The 16,394-nt window shown below is 31.7% G+C and carries 15 protein-coding genes; 13 read left to right on the top strand and 2 right to left on the bottom strand.

Features of this window, described 5'->3' with window-relative positions; all coding sequences use genetic code 11:
• Positions 1–64: 64 nt before the first annotated feature.
• Positions 65–1,261: an ADP-forming succinate--CoA ligase subunit beta gene (sucC, locus tag ACTG3V_RS11275; protein ID WP_439132267.1), complete on the bottom strand. Its 1,197-nt coding sequence runs from the start codon at positions 1,259–1,261 to the stop codon at positions 65–67.
• Positions 1,262–1,423: 162 nt separating this feature from the next.
• Entirely contained in the window at positions 1,424–1,855 is a 432-nt protein-coding gene (locus ACTG3V_RS11280; protein WP_439132268.1) for a winged helix-turn-helix transcriptional regulator, read from the bottom strand.
• Positions 1,856–1,935: 80 nt separating this feature from the next.
• On the opposite strand from ACTG3V_RS11280, the gene ACTG3V_RS11285 reads away from it, so the two are divergent.
• The 13 genes from ACTG3V_RS11285 to ACTG3V_RS11345 all read left to right on the top strand — a co-directional run bounded on the left by ACTG3V_RS11285 (position 1,936) and on the right by ACTG3V_RS11345 (position 16,322).
• Positions 1,936–2,706, top strand: a complete 771-nt coding sequence (locus ACTG3V_RS11285; RefSeq protein WP_439132269.1) for an SDR family oxidoreductase — start codon at positions 1,936–1,938, stop codon at positions 2,704–2,706.
• Positions 2,707–2,717: 11 nt separating this feature from the next.
• Complete coding sequence (locus tag ACTG3V_RS11290; protein ID WP_439132270.1) at positions 2,718–3,206, top strand: hypothetical protein; 489 nt, start codon at positions 2,718–2,720, stop codon at positions 3,204–3,206.
• 1 nt (position 3,207) lies between these two features.
• Positions 3,208–4,212, top strand: coding sequence for an alpha/beta fold hydrolase (locus ACTG3V_RS11295; protein WP_439132271.1), 1,005 nt, complete (start codon positions 3,208–3,210; stop codon positions 4,210–4,212).
• Between the two features lie 305 nt (positions 4,213–4,517).
• The gene (locus tag ACTG3V_RS11300) at positions 4,518–6,941 is read left to right on the top strand and encodes a DUF5916 domain-containing protein (RefSeq protein WP_439132272.1); all 2,424 of its coding nucleotides are present in this window, start codon (positions 4,518–4,520) and stop codon (positions 6,939–6,941) included.
• 86 nt (positions 6,942–7,027) lie between these two features.
• A complete protein-coding gene (locus ACTG3V_RS11305) occupies positions 7,028–7,687 on the top strand; it encodes an ABC transporter ATP-binding protein (RefSeq protein WP_439132273.1) in 660 nt (219 codons plus the stop codon).
• The gene (locus ACTG3V_RS11310) at positions 7,684–8,712 is read left to right on the top strand and encodes a hypothetical protein (RefSeq protein WP_439132274.1); all 1,029 of its coding nucleotides are present in this window, start codon (positions 7,684–7,686) and stop codon (positions 8,710–8,712) included. Before ACTG3V_RS11305 ends, ACTG3V_RS11310 begins: the two co-directional genes overlap by 4 nt.
• A gap of 4 nt (positions 8,713–8,716) precedes the next feature.
• Positions 8,717–9,481: a TIGR02757 family protein gene (locus tag ACTG3V_RS11315; protein ID WP_439132275.1), complete on the top strand. Its 765-nt coding sequence runs from the start codon at positions 8,717–8,719 to the stop codon at positions 9,479–9,481.
• Positions 9,482–9,596: 115 nt separating this feature from the next.
• A complete protein-coding gene (locus ACTG3V_RS11320) occupies positions 9,597–11,081 on the top strand; it encodes a S10 family peptidase (RefSeq protein ID WP_439132276.1) in 1,485 nt (494 codons plus the stop codon).
• Positions 11,082–11,085: 4 nt separating this feature from the next.
• Positions 11,086–13,035: a BatA domain-containing protein gene (locus ACTG3V_RS11325; protein ID WP_439132277.1), complete on the top strand. Its 1,950-nt coding sequence runs from the start codon at positions 11,086–11,088 to the stop codon at positions 13,033–13,035.
• Complete coding sequence (locus ACTG3V_RS11330; RefSeq protein WP_439132278.1) at positions 13,032–14,288, top strand: dihydroorotase; 1,257 nt, start codon at positions 13,032–13,034, stop codon at positions 14,286–14,288. Before ACTG3V_RS11325 ends, ACTG3V_RS11330 begins: the two co-directional genes overlap by 4 nt.
• Positions 14,289–14,293: 5 nt before the next feature.
• Positions 14,294–14,620, top strand: coding sequence for a DUF4870 domain-containing protein (locus tag ACTG3V_RS11335; protein ID WP_439132279.1), 327 nt, complete (start codon positions 14,294–14,296; stop codon positions 14,618–14,620).
• A 34-nt stretch (positions 14,621–14,654) separates the two neighbouring features.
• On the top strand, positions 14,655–15,431 hold the full coding sequence (locus tag ACTG3V_RS11340) for an SH3 domain-containing protein (RefSeq protein WP_439132280.1): 777 nt from the start codon (positions 14,655–14,657) through the stop codon (positions 15,429–15,431).
• Positions 15,432–15,683: 252 nt separating this feature from the next.
• Positions 15,684–16,322: an alpha/beta hydrolase gene (locus ACTG3V_RS11345; protein ID WP_439132281.1), complete on the top strand. Its 639-nt coding sequence runs from the start codon at positions 15,684–15,686 to the stop codon at positions 16,320–16,322.
• Positions 16,323–16,394: the final 72 nt, after the last annotated feature.

Here is a 16,394-nt window from a genome sequence, read left to right on the forward strand (position 1 = left end):
TAACACAAAAAAAGCCTCATTTTGCAATGAGACTTTTCTATATATGTAAAACTGAAAAAGTAAACTAAGCACTTAGCACTTCAGCAACTTTATCTGCAGCTTCTTGGAACTCAGTTGCAGAAATAATTTCCATTCCTGAATTGTCAATCAATTCTTTTGCTTCTTTAGCATTTGTACCTTGCAATCTACAAATAATGGGTACTGTAATTTTATCGCCCATATTTTGGTAAGCATCTACAACACCTTGTGCTACTCTATCACAACGAACAATACCACCAAAAATATTTACCAAAATTGCTTTTACGTTCGGGTCTTTTAAAATGATACCAAAAGCAGTTTCTACTCTTTGTGCATCTGCAGTACCACCAACATCTAAAAAGTTAGCAGGCTCTCCTCCAGATTCTTTAATTAAATCCATAGTACCCATTGCTAAACCAGCTCCGTTAACCATACAACCTACGTTTCCATCTAAATCTACATAGTTTAAACCAGCCGCTTTTGCTTCAACTTCAATTGGGTTTTCTTCACGTAAATCGCGCATTGCAGCATAATCTTTATGTCTATATAATGCATTTTCATCTAAAGAAACTTTAGCATCAACAGCCATTATTTTAGAATCTGATGTTTTTAACACTGGGTTAATTTCAAACATAGAAGAATCTGATTTAATGTAAGCCGTGTATAAAGCCGTAACAAATTTGGTCATTTCTTTAAAAGCAACGCCAGACAAACCTAAGTTAAAAGCCACTTTACGGGCTTGAAAAGGCATTAAGCCTAATAAAGGATCTACTTCTTCAGTAAAAATTAAATGAGGAGTTTCTTCAGCAACGGTTTCAATATCCATTCCACCTTCTGTAGAATACATAATCATGTTTTTCCCTGTTGCTCTGTTTAATAATACAGACATATAGTATTCATCTGGCTCTTCATCACCTGGATAATATACATCTTCTGCAATTAAAACTTGATTTACCAATTTTCCTTCTGCAGAAGTTTGTGGAGTCACCAACATCATTCCTAAAATATCATCGGCAATACTTTCTACTTGTTCTAAGTTTTTTGCCAACTTAACACCACCACCTTTTCCACGACCACCTGCGTGTACTTGAGCTTTAATTACATGCCAGCCAGTACCAGTGTCTTCTGTTAGTTTTTTTGCTGCAGCAACTGCTTCTGTTGGTGTGCTTGCAACAATTCCTCTTTGAATTCTAACACCAAAACTATTTAATATTTCTTTTCCTTGATATTCGTGTAAGTTCATTTGTATCGTGTTTTTTACAAAAGCAAAAATACAAATTCAGTTAAGAAACTTTGTAAATATTTCTAAAAAATTATTCTTCTTTTTAAAAGAGGTCTTTAAAGCTTACAAAAAACAAAAATTAAACTTCTCTAAAAGTAATCTCTGTAGTTTATAACGCTACCATCATCTTAAAATTTGTTTAACTACTTTACGATAATTATTTTGAATCGCTTCTGTAACTTTTGATTTATCTTGATTAAATCCAGCTTCAGCAATTGAAAACATTGCTGTGTTTTGAACTCTTAAATTTTTATCACTCCACAGAATAATTTCTGTTATAATCGGGGCTAACTCAATGCCTTTTTCTGTTAACAAGTAGATATTTTCTTTTTGATTTTTAGGCAATTTCTGTTTTGTAACTAGTTCGTTTTCTTCCAACCACTTTAAACGAGAAGACAAAATTCCAGGAGCTATCTTTTCAGGAGAAGCCGAAAAATCTTTAAAAGTCTTCTTTCCTTGAAACAACATATCTCTTACAATCAACAAAGACCATTTATCTCCTACAATATCTAAAGTTGAGGCAAGCGGACAGCCCGACCTAAATTCTTTTTTCATTTTTTACTATTGTTTTAGTAGTAATAAAATAATTTTGATTACTTTTGCTACTGTTTTAATAGCAAACATACAATAATCAAATGAAATTCAATAATCAGAAAGTATTAATTACGGGTGGAAGTTCAGGAATTGGATTGGCACTTGCCAAAAAATTTATGGAAAATAACAACATTGTAATTGTCACTGGTCGTAACCTTTCTAAATTACAAGCCGTTCAAAAGGACTTACCCAAAATCAATATTTTTCAAAGTGATGTTACAGATGACGCAGAAGTAAGAATGTTAGCGGATGATATTATGGAAAAATTTGGTGGCATTGATATTCTTATCAATAATGCAGGTATAATGAATTTAGTAGATGTGGGAAACGAAAGCAATGACTTGCAAAAACAAATGCAAGAAATTGAAATCAATTTCAATTCGCCCATTAGACTGTTGCACTACTTTTTACCACAACTTAAAAAAAGTAAGAATGCAGTACTCGTGAATGTTTCTTCGGGTTTGGCGTATGTGCCATTTGCCCAAGCACCAACTTATTCAGGAACAAAATCGGCTTTGCATTTTTGGACGAAAGGTATTAGACCACAACTAAAACCACACCATATAAAAGTGGTAGAGCTTCTTCCGCCAGTAGTAGATACTCCATTGGCACACGGAGCAGATATTGCTGAGGATGATAACTTGAAACCAATGCCGACCAAAGAATTAGCAGATATTTTTTGGAAAGATTTCATAAAAGGGAAAGAAGAAATCACCCCAGGCATTTCCAAACAACTAAAATTAATGAGCAGACTAGCTCCCAACTTCATATTTAAACAATTGAATAAACAACCAATTCCTAACAACAAATAAAAAACAACAAAATGGACAATTTTACAATTTTCAATCTACAAACAATAGCCGCCTTTTTAATGGTATTTTTTGGACTTAGATGGTTTATTCTGCCTAAGGTATCTAAACTACCAATTCGAGAAGCCTTAATTCCCTTTGTTTTTCTTCACGGAATAAGATACTTAGGTATGATGTTTATGGTAGACAATCAGATCTATGATGAATTCCCTAAAGACTTAGCTTTCACAATAGGAGTTTGGGATTACAGCGTGGCAATTTTGGCTTTGATAACCACTTATACACTGAAGGTTAATTGGAAGTATGCAATTCCATTGGTTTGGATATTTAACATATGGGGATTTGCTGATTTAATGACTGCATTACCACAAGCCTCCGCACAAGAGTTTTACAATTATGATATAGGCGGTATTTGGTGGATGTCTGTAATTGTGGGTCCAATTACCATAATAAGTCATATCTACATTTTTATACGACTTTTCAAAAACATTAAAAAGAAATAAAATGAACATAAAAATAACAACAGCTATACTTATCATATTGAGCCTTTTTCAATTAAAAACAGCAAAGGCTCAAGACGTATATGCAGGTAAGAAAACTAAAATTGAAAAGGATATTTCGGCTGATTTTCCTTTTGAGTCTAAATTTATAAATTTAGGAAAAGATTCGGTTCATTATGTAGAATCGGGAGAAGGAGACCCAATTTTATTGCTACACGGCTTACCAGCCAATGCTTATCTATGGCGAAATATTATTTCTAATATAGATAGCAATAAAAAAGTAATTGCACTCGATTTTTTAGGTTTTGGTAAATCCAGTTTTCCAAAAGACAGAAACGTCTCAGTAGAAGTGCAGTATAAAATGCTGACTGATTTCATTGAAGCGAAGCAGCTTAAAAATGTCACCCTTTTTATTCAAGACATCGGTTCTATTATTGGAATGCTCTATGCTATTAGAGAGCCTCAAAATGTAAAAGGAATGGCACTTTTTGAAGCTCCATTTATGCCTGCGGAGGTTATGTATGACCAATTGCCTTTTAGTTTTAAAGCATTTATGCGAATAACACGAACTCAAAAGGGAAACGAAAAATGGATGGTAAAACGAAATTTTGCAGGTAAAAAATTAGCGGTAAACTTTTTCACAGGCAGAAAATTGCCAAAGGAAGCCTATAAATTTTATACACAACCGTGGGACGAAAAGGAAAGACGCTATGCCATTACTAGTGGCCCTGACCCCGCAATTTTATCCTATACCAAAGGCAAAGGAGAAAGCAATTTTGCTACTTTATTAGACACGATTTCAAACGGAATGAAAGAAACAGAAATTCCAATCTTATATTTCTATGCAAAAAAAGGATTGGTAAATAGGAAAAAGGCGGTGGAATACGCCAAAAAAAATTTCAAAAATGCAACCTATGTTTATCTAGGAAAAGGAAAACACTTTTTAACGGAAAGTCACCCAAAACAAATGAGCCTTGAGTTTAATGATTGGTTTAAAACGTTAAAGTAAAAGAATACAGAAAACAAGGTAAAAAGCAATAGCGGTTCAGGTACAAACTTGAACCGTTTTTTTATCAAATATTTTTGCTTTTAAGATGCTAAATGTATTTAATCTCCTAAAACTACTTCTTTACCTATTTGCGCTACTTTTTTGATAGCATCATCTTTTTTAAGATTTTATTAACATCTGTAAATTGTAACAATTTCATTTTAAAACTGTCTTTCTAGTAATTAACAGTATTTTGTGATTTTACTTTTAGAGGGTTAAATATATTCGCAAAATGTGTTATAACACAAATCAACCAAAAAAACCACATGTTCAAAAAAATCTCACTACTACTATTTTTAGTATTGTGTTCACAATTCGTATGCGCTCAAACCCAAAAAAAACGAAAAACGGTAAAAACTACTCGCGTTTCGCAGGCACCTAAAATAGATGGAATTTTAAATGATAATGCTTGGCAAGATGCAGCATTACTCACAGATTTTGTAATTTTTAGACCAGAAAACGGTCAATTGGTAACTCACGAATATCAAACCATAGTAAAAGTGGTTTATGATGATGATGCCATCTACATTGCTGCAGAAATGAATGATCCTGATCCAAAAAATATTCCTAGCGAATTTGCGGTTAGAGATAATTTTGGTATCGCAGACTTTTTCTTAGTAACCATTAACCCTAATGATGATGGCCAAAATCCGTTTGAATTTATTGTGCAAGCTACCAATAACCAAGCTGATGCTAAAGTTTCTAACGGAAATGAAGATATGGATTGGAGTGCTGTTTGGGATAGTGCCGTAAAAATTACGGATAAAGGTTGGAATGTAGAAATGGAAATACCCTACAGAGCTCTGCGTTTTGCGAACAGACCTGTACAAGCTTGGGGCTTTAATTTTCATAGAAGATTAGAAAAATTAAACCAACAACATACGTGGACACATGTAGACAATACTGTTGGACGATGGACACAATATGATGGTTTAATTACCGATTTTAGAAATATTAAACCTAGTACACGTTTAAATTTATATCCGTATGCATCTGCAGTAACCAATATTTTTGAGGGTGTTTCTGACTTCGATTGGAATGTGGGTATGGATATTAAATACGGAATTACAGAAAACTTTACCTTAGATGCCACTTTAATTCCTGATTTTAGTCAAGTTGGTTTTGATGATGTTGTTTTAAATTTAGGTCCTTTTGAACAGCAATTTACAGAGCAAAGACAGTTTTTTACAGAAGGTACAGAACTGTTTAATATTGCCAATCTTTTTTATTCCAGAAGAATTGGTGGCCCTCCAATTGATCAATTTACTATTTCAAACACCTTAACTGATGATGAAGAAATTATAACCTATCCAGGAAAAGTAACCATGCTAAATGCAGTTAAAATCTCGGGTAGAACTAAAAAAGGTTTGGGAATTGGTTTTTTTAATGCCATTACAGAAAAAACAGAAGCAACTATAAAAAACAATAGTACAGGTGATACTAGAAAAGAAGTGATTGACCCGTTTACCAACTACAATATTTTAGTTTTAGATCAACAGTTTAATCAAAATTCAAGTATTTCACTAATCAACACCAACGTAACCAGAAATGGGCGATTTAGGGATGCCAATGTTACTGGTTTAGATTGGCACATCGAAACTAAAGACAGCAAATACAATGCGGATGGTTCTGTAAGAATGAGTAACATTGCTGATGATGTAAACAGCCCAAACACAGGGTATACTTTTGACAATAGTTTTGGTTATGATTTCGAAAATTGGTTTTGGGAAGTTGGCTATAATTTTGAAAATAAAGACTTTGACAACAACGATTTGGGAATTTTGTTTACCAACAACCAACAAACCATTTACGGTAATTTTGGCTGGCGAACTGTACAACCTACAAAAAACTTCAATAGAATTTGGGTAAACTCATACCACAATGTAAACTTTCAACACTTTTCAGGCGTGTATACGGGTTATTTTACCGGAATTGGAGGTAGTGCACAAACAAGAGAACGTTTTTCATTTGGTGCCAATTTAAATTACAATACTGAAGAAAAAGATTTTTTTGAACCAAGGCAGGGCACCACAAGTGGGCAGTTTTTTCTGCAACCTGAGCGTTTAAATGTTAATGGATGGTTTGAAACCAACTCTCAGAAAAAATTTGAATTGAGTGCCAATGCCTATTATACTGGGTATAGCAATAACCCAAAAGTTGGCTTTGGGTACAGTACAGGCTTAAGACATCGTTTTAACAATCAATTTTCATTACGTTACAATTTACGATTTAACAAAACTAACGACGATCAAGGTTATGTAACTGAAACCGATGATGCTATTATTTTTGGATTTAGAGATCGTAAAAATTATACCAATACCATTTCTGGTAAGTACAGTTTTAGCACAAATTCATCACTTTCTTTAAGCTTTAGGCATTTTTGGGAAGCTGTAAGTTACACTAGTTTTAACAACTTAAATACAGCAGGAAATTTAGAACCCAATACCTCTTATATGGGCGACAATGTGAATTTTAATAGCTGGAATTTAGATTTAAATTACATCTGGCAATTTGCCCCTGGTAGTCAATTAATAGCCTTTTATAGAAATTCAATATTTAATTCAGATACCAGTGCAAACTTAAATTTTGCTGAAAATTTAGAAAATCTTTTCAATCAGTCTCAAAGACATACCATTTCAGTGCGCTTTGTGTACTTTATAGATTACAACAAACTCAAAAATATTTTTTAAGAAAGTCTCCCAACTGCAAGAAAAAACGGATCTACTCAACTAAGTATATCCGTTTTTTTATAACTTCGTAATTAGATACCAAAACTATGATTGTTACAAAAAATATCCATAAATATTATGGTGATGTTGAAGTTTTAAAAGGAGTAGATTTAGAAATTAAAAAGGGTGAAATTGTGGCCATTGTTGGGCCTTCAGGAGCAGGTAAAACAACTTTGCTACAAATTTTAGGTACTTTAGATAAACCTTTAAAAGAACAAGACTTCGAATTATCAATCAACAATTCTTCTCTAAAAAAATTGTCTGATAAGCAGTTATCAGAATTTAGAAATCGGCATATTGGTTTTATTTTTCAGTTTCATCAATTATTACCTGAGTTTACAGCCTTAGAAAACGTATGTATTCCTGCTTTTATTGCTAAAAAATCTAAAAAAGAAGCAGAGAATAGCGCCAAAGAATTGTTAGAATTTTTAGGGTTATCACACAGAATTCATCATAAACCTAGCGAACTTTCTGGTGGCGAACAGCAAAGAGTGGCAGTAGCAAGAGCTTTAATAAACAACCCTGCTGTTATTTTAGCAGATGAACCTAGTGGAAATTTAGATAGTGCTTCTGCAAAAAATTTACATGAACTGTTTTTTAAGTTACGTAACGAATTTGGACAAACCTTTGTTTTAGTGACGCATAATGAAGAATTGGCAACCATGGCAGATCGAAAACTAACCATGAAGGATGGTAAAATTTTATGATAAAAAAATTACTCCTTTTCTTAGTATCATTAGCATGCTTTTCTTGTGCTTCTGTTTTCAATAAAGAAACAACTGTTGTAAATATATCTGCGGATAAAGACAGTAAAATTGTATATCAACAAGATACGTTACAGGTACATCAAAAAGAAATAAAAATTACGCCAACGAGACGTAATAGGGTTTTAAAAATTAAGGTTCTTAAAGACAGTTTACAAAGAGATTTTTACTTAGAACCAAAATTATCTATTCTCTATTGGGCAAATATTCTCAATAATTATGGTGTTGGTATGCTTATCGATTTAACCAACAACAAACGTTTTACTTATGCACATCATCTACATTTTATTACAGATAGTGTAACAAATCAAATCGTTTTGGGTACTAAAAAAGTTACGGCTATACCCAAACACACCTTTTTTGTATACACATCGCCTTTACAGTTTCTAGATTTTTTTAACGAACCTATGGGAACTCTTGGTGCTGAATACTTCTATATGAAAAATATAAGTGTAAGTGGTGAGTATGGTTTTCGAAATTCATCGTTTTATAACCGAGATTACAATTTTGGGTTTATAGATGAAAAAGCAAGTGTTTTTAGAATTGAAACAAAATGGTACAATGCCATAAACCTAACCAAAAATGTACATTTAAATGAATATTTGAGTTTAGAGTACAGGCAATTAAATAGTAGTTATCACGATAATCTCACTTATTACTTCAAAGATTACACCATACAAAGTGGCTCAATAAGTGATGATTTCGCAACTCAAAAAACAGTAAGTATTGTAAATTTAAAATATGGAATATTAGTGCCTTTGGGTAAAAAATTGTATTTCGATTTTTATACAGGTTTTGGTATTCGTACAAAACAATTCAATCATATTAATTTGGAATATAATCAACAACTTCATAATATTAATTTTTTTGATACCCTGTTTTTATTTAATCCAAGAAGATTCAAAAACTATGATCAAAGAACTTTCCTAAATTATTCTTTAGGTTTTAAATTTGGCATTAAACTATAAAAAATTGAAAAAATCTGAACTCAAAGTATTTTTAGATGAAAAGGTTGTTCTATATAATAACCCCAAATTTATAGCATCAGATCCGATTCAAATTCCACATACATTTTCCAAAAAAGAAGATATTGAAATTGCGGCTTTTTTAACAGCTACCATTTCTTGGGGAAACAGAACCATGATTATTAAAAATGCTTTTAAAATGATGGAGTTGCTAGATAATGCTCCCTATGATTTTATCATGCATCACAAAAAAAGTGATTTAAAATCTTTTGAAAACTTTGTACATAGAACGTTTAATTTTATTGATTTTCAACAATTTGTTACCTCATTACAACATATTTACAAACATCATCAAGGGTTAGAAAATGCAATATCAATAACAGATAAAACCAACAACTACCAAACTGCCATTCATCAATTCAAAAATATTTTCTTTGAAATTAAACATCAGCAAAGAACGCAAAAACACGTTTCTGATCCGTTAAAAAATTCTGCTGCCAAACGCATCAATATGTTTTTACGTTGGATGGTAAGAAACGACAATGCTGGTGTAGATTTTGGCATTTGGAAAACACACAATCCTGCCCATTTATCTTGTCCTTTAGATGTACATTCTGGCAATGTTGCTCGAAAATTAAAATTGCTTAAAAGAAAACAAAACGATTGGAAAGCATTGGCAGAATTAGACAAAAACTTACGAAAACTAGACCAGCAAGACCCTGTAAAATATGATTTTGCACTGTTTGGACTTGGGGTGTTTGAAGGATTTTAAATATCCCCTTAATTCATCAAATGAAAAAAATCTTATCGCAATATTAACAAAGCATATTCTATAATTTTGGCTATTTTTGGAATCAACTTGAATTCAAACCAACAAATCTATTCTTATGAAAAAAATTCTTTTTCTTTTTAGCATATTTTTTTCAATAGCACATTATTCACAAGATCATAGAATTCCTTTAGATACTATGGTAGTTACTACAAATTCGGTAGTGATTAAAGGCAAAACTGTACCTTACAAAGCTATAACAGGCATGCAACCAGTTTGGGACAATCATGGGGATATCATAGCTTCTTTATACTATACGTATTATAAAAGAAGTGATATTAAGAACGATGAAAATAGACCCATCATCATGTCTTTTAATGGTGGACCAGGTTCTGCCTCTGTTTGGATGCATATTGCTTACACTGGCCCTAAAGTGTTAAAAATTGATGACGAAGGATATCCTATTCAACCTTATGGAATTAAAGATAACCCAAACTCTATTTTAGATATGGCTGATATTGTATATGTAAACCCAGTAAATACAGGATATTCAAGACCTGTAGTGGCTAAAGGAAAGAAACTAGACAAATCTCAGTTCTTTGGCATTAATGCCGATATTAAATATTTGGCAGGCTGGTTAAACACGTTTATCACCAGAAATAACCGATGGAAATCTCCAAAATATATTATTGGCGAAAGCTATGGAGGAACGCGTGTAATGGGTTTAGCAGCAGAATTGCAAAACAGCCAATGGATGTATTTAAATGGCGTAATTATGGTTTCGCCTGCAGATTATAAAGTATTACGAACTCAAAGTTCTGTAGATTATGCTATTAATCTGCCTTATTTTACAGCTGCAGCTTGGTACCATAAAATGCTACCTCCTGCTCTACAAAATAAAGATTTGTTAGCCATTTTACCTGAAGCCGAAAATTATGCAATTAATAATTTATTACCTGCTATTGCCAAAGGTGGCTTTATTTCTGATGATGAAAAAAATAGCGTGGCTAAAAAAGTAGCCTACTATTCTGGTTTGAGCGAAAAAGTGATTCTTCAAAACAATTTAGAAGTCTCACCATCTTTCTTTTGGAAAGAATTATTAAGAGATAAAACTGGGCAAACTATAGGGCGATTAGATTCTAGATATTTAGGATTAGACAAACGAGAAATTGGTACAAGTCCTGATTTTAATTCGGAATTAACCTCTTGGTTGCACTCCTTTACACCTGCCATTAATTATTATATTCGAGAAGAATTGAATTTTAAAACCGATGTAAAATACAATCTTTTTGGCTCGGTTAGCCCATGGGACAATCGTAACAATAATGTGCGAGAAGGTTTGCGTTTGGCAATGGCTCAAAATCCGTATTTAAAGGTTTTAATTCAATCTGGTTATTATGATGGAGCCACTACTTATTTTAGTGCAAAATATACCATGTGGAAAACTGACCCCAGTGGAAAAATGAAAGATCGTTTCTTTTTTAAAGGATACAGAAGTGGCCATATGATGTATTTAAGAAACGAAGATTTACAGCAAGCAAATGATGATTTGCGTACATTTATCAACCAAAGTTTGGCAAAAGGAAAACCCGCAAAATATTAAGTAAATGCAGTTTGAAAACCCAGAAGTTTTATACTTTTTAGTACTATTACTTATTCCCATTTTGGTGCATTTATTTCAGTTGCAAAAGTTTGTAAAAACACCTTTTACCAATGTTGCTTTTTTGCAAAAGTTAGTGCAACAAACACGTAAGAGTTCGCGCATTAAAAAATGGTTAATTTTAGCTAATCGATTGCTCTTATTTTTAGCGATAATTTTTGCATTTTCTCAACCCTATTTTAGCGATAAAAAAACAACTACAAAACAACATACTTTTATATATTTAGACAATTCTTTAAGTACAAATACCAAAGGAGAAAAAGGCGATTTATTACAAGTTGCTGCACAAGAAATTATTGAAAACGCTGCACAGCAAGACACGTATTCTTTACAAACCAATACCAATTTTTACGAAGATATTACGTATAATGAATTGAAAGAAAAGCTACTAAATCTTAAAAATTCATCGAAAAAAGTAGCGCTAAAGAGTGTTTTATTAAAAATGAACAACACTCAAAAAAACAAAAGTAACACTTTATATAAAAATATTTTAATTTCTGATTTTCAGAATACTTATAAAAAAATGTTTACAAATGTAACAGATGATTTTTCGGGTATTCAGCTGCAAAGTAGCACCAAAAACAATATTTCAATTGATAGCGTTTTTATCAACAATCAAAACACAACAAACTTCACTTTAAACCTTGTTGTTAAAAACCAAGGAGACGCTAAAAACAACGTTCCTGTTGCTATTTTTAATAATAAGAAATTAATGAGTAAGCAATCTTTTTCTATTGAAGCTAACACCACAAAAAACATCACATTTACCATACAAAACAGCGTAGAATTTTTAGGAAAAATTGAACTCACTTTTAGCGACACTTTTGCTTTTGACAATACCTTTTATTTTAGTTTAAATAACAGCAAAAAAATAAATATTTTAAGCATTGGAAACCAAGCTAAATTTTTAGCTAAAATTTACACAAAAGACGAATTTAATTACACCCATAGTTCAGTAAAAAACATCAATTACAATACTATCCCAAAACAACAAATCATCATCTTAAATGAGTTAGAAAAAATTCCAGAAATTCTTTCAAAAAGTATTAGTGATTTTTCAAAAAAAGGAGGAACTGTCATAATTATTCCTAGTCTTAAAACAGACATAGCATCTTACAATTTATACTTATCTAAAATTGGGAATGCAAGAGTTCAATCAAAAATTTCGGATACTTTAAAGATTACTAACATCAATTTTAATCACCCTTTATTAAAAAATGTATTCTCGAAAAAAGTTCGTAATTTTCAATATCCTATGGTAAAAAGCTACTACCCTATTTCATCAAAACAAAGTAGCAACATCATCAGTTTTGAAAACAATTTACCCTTTATTAGTCAGTTAAAATCTACCAACAGTAAAACCTATTGGGTAGCTGGTTCGCTATCAAAAGCAAACAGCAACTTTATTAATTCGCCCTTAATAGTGCCTGTATTTTATAATTTTGGAAAATTCAGTTTTCAATATGCTAAATTGTATTATTATTTAGATGATGAAAATAAAATTGATGTAGCCACCAACCTTAAAAAAGACGAAATTTTAACGCTGGCAAATAATGAGATATCGTTAATACCTCCACAACAAACTTACCAAAATAAAGTAAGGATCATCACCAAAAACAACCCTTTAAAAGCAGGCTTTTATACTATTATCAATAAAAAAGATACTTTACAAACCATTGCTTTTAATACGCCTAAAGAAGAAAGTTTACTAAACTTTTTAGATCGTAATGCTTTAGTTACCGAAAATAGAGCAATTCAGTTTTCAGCTTCTATACCCAAATTATTTAGCGAATTAAACAAAAAAAACGAAGTTCATTGGCTTTGGAAATGGTTTTTAGCCTTGGCAATTGTATCTTTGTTATTAGAAATTTTGATTTTAAAATTCTATAAACCATGAGTACGCTTTTAAAAAATGCAGTAATTGTAGACACCACAAGTTCTTATCATCTTCAAAAAAAAGATATTTTAATTACTGATGGAAAGCTTGAAAAAATAGAAGACTTTATACAAGAAAAAGACCATTACACTATGGTATCATTAGAGAACCTGCATGTTTCTTGTGGATGGTTTGATACGAGTGTTTCTTTAGGTGAACCTGGATTTGAAGAACGCGAAACCTTAAAAAACGGACTTCAAGTGGCTGCTAAAAGTGGCTTTACTGCTATTGCGCTCAATGCAAACACGAATCCAATTATCGATTCGAAATCTGATGTTGAATATGTGATCCACAAAGCTCAACATTCCGCAACAAAATTGCATCCTATTGCTGCTTTAACGCAAAAAAGCAAAGGTATAGAAATGGCAGAACTTTATGATATGCAACAATCTGGGGCCATTGCTTTTGGCGACTACAACAAACCTATTGAAAACGACAACTTGATGAAAGTTGCTTTATTATACGCCCAAAATTTTGACGGTTTGGTGTTGAGTTTTCCTAAAAATAATGCTATTGCAGGAGAAGGCATTGCTAACGAAGGTATAAACAGCACAAAATTAGGATTAAAAGGAATTCCGGCTTTAGCAGAGCACATCCAAATTTCAAGAGATTTATTTTTGTTAGCCTATACAGGTGGTAAATTACACATACCAACAATTTCTACAGCCAAATCTGTAGCCTTGATTAAAGAAGCGAAACAAAAAGGCTTGAAGGTAACTTGTAGTGTTGCTGCTCATCATTTGGTACTAACTGATGATGAATTGCATGGGTTTGATAGCAACTTTAAAACAAACCCACCTTTAAGAACACAACAAGATGTAAAAGCATTACAAAAAGCGGTAAAAACAGGCGTTATAGATAGCATTACCTCTGACCACAACCCAATTGATGTTGAAGATAAAAAAGTAGAATTTAGCCAAGCTTTAGATGGTGTAATTGGTTTGGAAACTGCTTTTGGTGCCGTAAATTCTGTGTTGGATTTATCAGAATTGATACCTTGTTTTACAACAAAACCCAAAGCTATTTTTGGTATCGAAAATCATACGATTCAAGAAAATAATTTAGCGGATCTTACTTTGTTTAATCCGTCAGAAAATACCTTTTTCACGAAAGATGATATTTTATCTACATCAAAAAACAGTCCTTTTCTCAATAAAAAATTAAAAGGAAAAGTATATGGTGTTTTTGCAAACCATCAACTGATTTTAAACTAACTCTTATGGAAAATACTGCTGTTAAAGAAGGCAAAACTATGGCAATCATCAGTCACCTTTGGGTAATTGGTTTGGTTATTGCCTTTATTATGAATCTAAACAAAAAAAATTATTTTGCTAGTTTTTATATTCGGCAAATGGTTGGTTTAAATATTTTACAATTTTTAAATGGTGCTATTATATACCGATATTTTGGAAATACTATCGGTTGGATTATAGGGATGCTCCTTTTTGTACTTTGGATTGTATCGTGTATTGGAGCAATACAAGGTGAAGAAAAAGAAACCCCAGTAGTTGGCGAACATTTTCAAAATTGGTTTAGAGGTATTTGATTGAAAAAAAGTCGTAGGCTTAAATTGGCACAACATGAAAAAGCTAATTGTAATTTTAATTTTATCATTTCTAAACCAAGTAAGTTTAAGTCAAGAAATTGTTATTGCTGGTAATGGATTGAATGTTAGAAAAAAACCAAATCTTACATCAGAAAAAATTGGAAAACTCCATTTTGGTTCTCAGGTTAAGATTATTGAAAAAACGGGAATATTACTTGAAATAAAAGATGATAATCAAATTATTAAAGGTCAGTGGGTTAAAATAGAATTTGAGAATCTTCAAATGTTAGGTTCTGAACACAAATCAGGATATGTTTTTAATGGTTATGTTAAAAATGAAAAAGAATTTAACCTATATCTTGAAAAAGAAATTTTAAAATTTGAAAAATTTCAGCATTATAAAATTCATTTAAAATCTAGTCCATATTTTATAAAAGGAGACTTCTTTGGAGATGGAATTTCAGATTACGCAATAAAAGTAAGTAAAGAAAAAGATAATGTTGAAATTATAATACTAGACATTGGAGGAAAAAATACCCAATTATTGAAACCCATTGAAAACTACAAATTGAAGGATAATGAAAACAGGATAATTGATGAATTTGGATGGGCGGAAATATTTGAAAAAGTTAAATCTGGCACTATATTATGGTCAAACTTTACAGATGATTTTAGAAGTCTAGAAGAAGTTCCAAATTCGGAAAAAGTCCTATTGAATTATGAAGCTATTTATGTTCACGCCTCTGAAAGTTGTGGTGGAGGGTTTATTTTCTGGAAAGATGGAATTTTTAATTGGCTTCAGCAAGAATAATAAATGGTAATGCCCACAAATAATTAAGTTAAAACCAATTAAATCTTCGTTAAATTAAGGCTTTCTTTTTCCGGCATTGTAGAAGTAGAAAAAAATCTCTTTTAGTCGATGTATTTAACAGAAAACCTATAAAAGATTTTTGTAGCATCAGAATTAATAATCAATAGAGAGTCAATCTGAAACAAAGAAAGTCTTAGTAGCTTAGAAATATTTGATGATCATTTAAAAACAAAAAAAATAGATAAAACAACCATGAGTTTACAATATATTGTAAGAGAACCTTTAGAAAAAACTACAAGTCCACCACTATTAATTTTGTTACATGGTTATGGTAGTAACGAAAAAGATTTGTTTTCTTTCGCAGAAGATTTACCAAAAGAATTATTAATTGTAAGCGCACAAGCACCTTACGAAATGGGTTATGGTGGCTATGCCTGGTACGCTATTAATTTTGATGATATTAACGGAAAATTTTCTGACTTAAAACAAGCGAGAACTTCAATCGATACAATTGCTGATTTTATAGACGACATAAAAAACAAATACAACACACATCCTGAAAAAACCTTTTTATTAGGCTTTAGCCAAGGCGCAATTTTAAGTTATTCTTTGAGTTTTATGTATCCTAATAAAGTAAATCACGTTATTGCTTTAAGTGGTTACATCAATACAGAAATGATTCCAACTAAAATTTCTGATAAAATTAAAACAGACTATTACTGTTCACATGGCACTGTAGATCAAGTTTTACCAATTGACTGGGCAAGAAAAAGCAAACCATTTTTAGACAAATTAGGCTTAGAAAGTGTTTATTCTGAATATCCTGTAGGTCATGGAGTGGCGCCTCAAAATTTTTATAGTTTTAAATCTTGGATTGAAGAACGTTTGTAAAAACTGTGTTTTTTCGCAGTTGATTTTTCAAATAAAAAAACAGAACTTGGTTAACTCTGGATATAACGAATT

Origin of the sequence: Polaribacter sp. (genome assembly GCF_965660385.1) — a bacterium.
GTDB lineage: Bacteria > Bacteroidota > Bacteroidia > Flavobacteriales > Flavobacteriaceae > Polaribacter.